General features: G+C 66.0%; 3 protein-coding genes. 1 reads left to right on the top strand and 2 read right to left on the bottom strand.

All coding sequences use genetic code 11. The features are described 5' to 3' along the window. The coding region (locus tag JMF90_RS26895; protein WP_201325643.1) for a helix-hairpin-helix domain-containing protein at positions 1 to 1,289 on the top strand (1,289 nt) is incomplete at its 5' end. Between the two features lie 88 nt (positions 1,290 to 1,377). On the opposite strand, the gene JMF90_RS26890 is transcribed toward JMF90_RS26895, so the two are convergent. Next, positions 1,378 to 3,294, bottom strand: a complete 1,917-nt coding sequence (locus tag JMF90_RS26890) for a potassium transporter Kup (RefSeq protein ID WP_201316957.1) — start codon at positions 3,292 to 3,294, stop codon at positions 1,378 to 1,380. A 275-nt stretch (positions 3,295 to 3,569) separates the two neighbouring features. Then, the coding region (locus tag JMF90_RS26885; RefSeq protein WP_236598043.1) for a phosphoribosyltransferase at positions 3,570 to 4,151 on the bottom strand (582 nt) is incomplete at its 5' end.

Genomic DNA, 4,151 nt, shown 5'->3' with positions numbered 1-4,151 from the left:
CGGTCGTCGACCGCACCGGCAAGGTGCTCGCGACCGACACGATCTACCCGCACGAGCCGCGCCGCGACTGGGACGGCTCGATCGCAAAACTCGCGCGCATCGCCGCGCAGACGCAGGCCGAGCTGATCAGCATCGGCAACGGCACCGCATCGCGCGAAACCGACAAGCTCGCGAGCGAACTGATCGCGAAACACCCGGAGCTGCGGCTGCAGAAGATCGTCGTGTCGGAAGCCGGCGCATCGGTCTACTCGGCGTCCGAGCTCGCCGCGAAGGAATTCCCGGATCTCGACGTATCGCTGCGCGGCGCCGTGTCGATCGCCCGCCGCCTGCAGGACCCGCTCGCCGAGCTCGTGAAGATCGAGCCGAAGGCGATCGGCGTCGGCCAGTACCAGCACGACGTGAACCAGCGCGAACTCGCCCGCTCGCTCGACGCGGTCGTCGAGGATTGCGTGAACGCGGTCGGCGTCGACGCGAACACCGCGTCGGCCCCGCTGCTCGCCCGCGTGTCGGGCCTGAACGCGACGCTCGCGCGCAACATCGTCGACTATCGCGATGCAAACGGCCCGTTCCCGTCGCGCGAGCACCTGCGCAAGGTGCCGCGCCTCGGCGACAAGACTTTCGAACAGGCCGCCGGCTTCCTGCGCATCAACGGCGGCGAGAACCCGCTCGACCGCTCGTCGGTGCACCCGGAAGCGTATCCGGTCGTCGAGCGGATGCTCGCGAAGATCAACAAGCGCATCGACGACGTGCTCGGCAACCGCGAAGCGCTGTCGGGTCTGTCGCCGACGGAATTTGTTGACGAACGTTTCGGCCTGCCGACCGTGCGCGACATCCTGGCCGAACTGGAGAAACCGGGCCGCGATCCGCGTCCGGAATTCAAGACGGCCACGTTCCGCGAAGGCGTCGAGAAGGTCTCGGATCTCGTGCCGGGCATGACGCTCGAAGGCGTCGTGACGAACGTCGCGGCGTTCGGCGCGTTCGTGGATATCGGCGTGCACCAGGACGGCCTCGTCCACGTGTCGGCGATGTCGACGAAGTTCATCAAGGACCCGCACGAAGTCGTGAAGGCCGGCCAGGTCGTCAAGGTGAAAGTGATCGACGTCGACGTGAAGCGCCAGCGCATCGCGCTGACGATGCGCCTCGACGACGACGCGGCAGCGCCCGGCATGACCTCGCGCGGCGGCCAGGATCGCGGCAATGCGGGGCGCGGCGCCGCCCGCCCGCAGCGTTCGCGCGAACCGGAGCCGGCCGGCGCGATGGCCGCGGCATTCGCGAAGCTGAAGCGCTGAGCACGCGAACAGCCGTCGACGTACAAAAAAGCCCGCCGAAAGGCGGGCTTTTTCATTATCTGGACAAACGCGGCGCGCGCCGCGCTCGTCAGATCTCGATCTTCGTCCCGAGCTCGACGACGCGGTTCGCCGGAATCGCGAAGAAATCGGTCGGCTTCGCGGCATTCTGGTGCATCCACGCGAATACGCGCTCGCGCCAGATCGACATCCCCGGCAGATGCGTCGGCACGACCGTTTCGCGCGCGAGGAAGAACGACGTGTCCATCAACTCGAACATCATGTGGTGCGTCCGGCCGAATTCCTCGAGCACGGCCTTCACGTCCGGCGTCTCGTTGAAGCCGTACTCGGCCTTGACGATGTACAGGCCGCCGCCCGCGTCGCGCGCGCTCTGGCGCTTGTCGTCGCGCACGTACGGAATGTCGCGCGTGACGAACGTCAGGAAAATGGTCCGCTCGTGCAGGACCTTGTTGTGCTTCAGGTTGTGCAGCAGGCTGACGGGGACGAGCTTGTCGTTGCCGGTCAGGTAGATCGCGGTGCCGGACACCCGGTGCGGCGGATGCGCGAGCAGCCCCTGCAGGAACGGCTCCAGCGGAATACCGTCGGCCGCCGTGCGTTCCTTGACGATGTGACGCCCCTTGTACCAGGTCATCAGCAGGAAGAACAGCAGCGCGCCGATGCCGAGCGGCAGCCAGCCGCCCTGCGCGACCTTCAGCAGGTTTGCGCCGAAAAAGCCGAGGTCGATCGCAAGGAACACCGCGATGATCGCGCCGACCAGCAGCCGGTTCCAGTTCCACACCTTCACCATCACGACGCACGCGAGCACGGTCGTGATCACCATCGTCGCCGTCACCGCGATGCCGTACGCAGCCGCGAGGTTGTCCGAGCTCTTGAAACCGACGACGATACAGAGGATCACGGCCAGCAGCAGCCAGTTCACGACCGGCACGTAGATCTGGCCGATCGCGAGCTCGGACGTATGCAGCACCTTCATGCGCGGCACGTAGCCGAGCTGGATCGCCTGCGACGTCAGCGAGTACGCGCCGGAAATCACCGCTTGCGACGCAATCACGGTCGCGACCGTCGACAGCACGACGAGCGGCAGCAGCCCCCATTCGGGTGCCAGCAGGAAGAACGGGTTTTCGATCGCTTTCGGATTCTGGATCAGCAGCGCGCCCTGACCGAAATAGTTCAGCACGAGCGACGGCATCACGAGCCCGTACGCGGCGTACCGGATCGGCTTGGCACCGAAGTGGCCCATGTCCGCATAGAGCGCTTCCGCGCCGGTCAGCACCAGCACGACCGAGCCGAGCACGACGTAGGCCTGCAGCAGGTGGTCGGCCATGAACGACGCCGCGTAATACGGATTGATTGCCGCGATGATGCCCGGCACGCGAACGATGTGGTACACACCGAGCGCCGCGATCACGACGAACCACAGCACCATGATCGGGCCGAACAGCTTGCCGACCAGCGCGGTACCGTGCCGCTGGATCCAGAACAGCGCGATCAGGATCACGATGGTGATCGGCAGCACGAGATGGGACAGGTGCGGCGTCGCGATCTCGAGACCTTCGACGGCCGACATCACGGAAATCGCCGGCGTGATCACCGCGTCCCCGTAGAACATGCACGCGCCGAATATCCCGAGCGCCATCAGCGCGCCCGCGACACGGGTTTTCGAATCGAGCGGCCGCAGCGACAGCGCCATCAGCGCGAGCACGCCGCCTTCGCCGTTGTTGTCCGCCCGCATCACGAACAGCAGGTACTTGACGCCGACCACCAGCAAGATGGCCCAGAACAGCAACGAGATCACGCCGAGAATCGACCCTTCGGTCAGCGGAATGCCGTGCGCGGGGCTGAACGCTTCCTTGAGCGAATACAGCGGGCTGGTACCGATGTCGCCGAACACGACGCCGATGGCTGCTATCGCTAGCGCCCGCATCGAGTGTTGTTGCGTCGAATGCGGCGAGTGTGCGGCGTCGGTCGCGTGAGTCGTGTCGTTCATATGAAGCGTAATAATCGGGTCCGGGTCGGACAAAACGAGCGCTATTCTACTCGCGCCCCCGTGAAACGCCGCCCTGCCGTGTTGCCGTGGAACCACGTGATCCACGCTGCGCATGCAATCCGGCGCGACCTGTGGCAGGGCTGCCATCATAGCCGGGGCCGCGCCGCCTGCCTATCGGGTCCGCAAGGCGCCCCGCGTGGCGCCACGCGCGCGCCAATGAAAAACGGCGCCGCAAGCGGCGCCGTACCAAGGCTTTCCTTCGATCGGCCGGCCGCTTACGCGCCCGAACCGTCGCGCTGTGCGCGACCGCGCTTGATCCACGCCTCGAGGTTGTGCGGACGAACCGTGTCCCACTCCTCGAACGGCTGATGAATCCACGGATTCGTCGGCAGGAACTGCGTGTGATAGTCGGGCTTGACCTTCGAGCAACCCTTGTACCAGAGCACGGCCGAACGTACGGCCGTGACCGCCGGATAGCGCTCCTTCAGATGCTCCTGCACGCGTGCGAGCGTGACGCCGGAATCGACGAGGTCGTCGACCAGCAGCACGTTGCCCGCGAGATGGCCGCGCGTCATCGTGATGTACTGCGCGATGTCGAGCTCGCCCTGCTCGGTGCCGGCCGCTTCCCGGTACGAGCTCGTCGCGAGAATCGCGAGCGGCACGTCATAGATGCGCGACAGCTGGTCGCCGACGCGCAGGCCGCCGCGCGCGAGGCACAGGATCTGGTCGAACTTCCAGCCGGAGGCGTGCACCTGGAGCGCGAGCAGCTCGATCAGACGATGATACTCGTCCCAGCCTACCCACAGGTTCTTGTCGTCGTTGCGCGGATCGGTCATCAAGTCTGCCGCCGTCATCGT

Source organism: Burkholderia sp. E168m23 (assembly GCF_016586125.1).
GTDB classification, from domain to species: Bacteria; Pseudomonadota; Gammaproteobacteria; order Burkholderiales; family Burkholderiaceae; genus Burkholderia; species Burkholderia orbicola.
The sequence above is the reverse complement of the archived record's forward strand: the minus strand, read 5'-3'. Positions and strand labels throughout refer to the sequence as shown.

Bases quoted from the DNA above. Each gene is read 5' to 3' on its own strand.
- JMF90_RS26890 (WP_201316957.1), bottom strand. From the start codon at position 3,294: ATGAACGACACGACTCACGCGACCGACGCCGCACACTCGCCGCATTCG.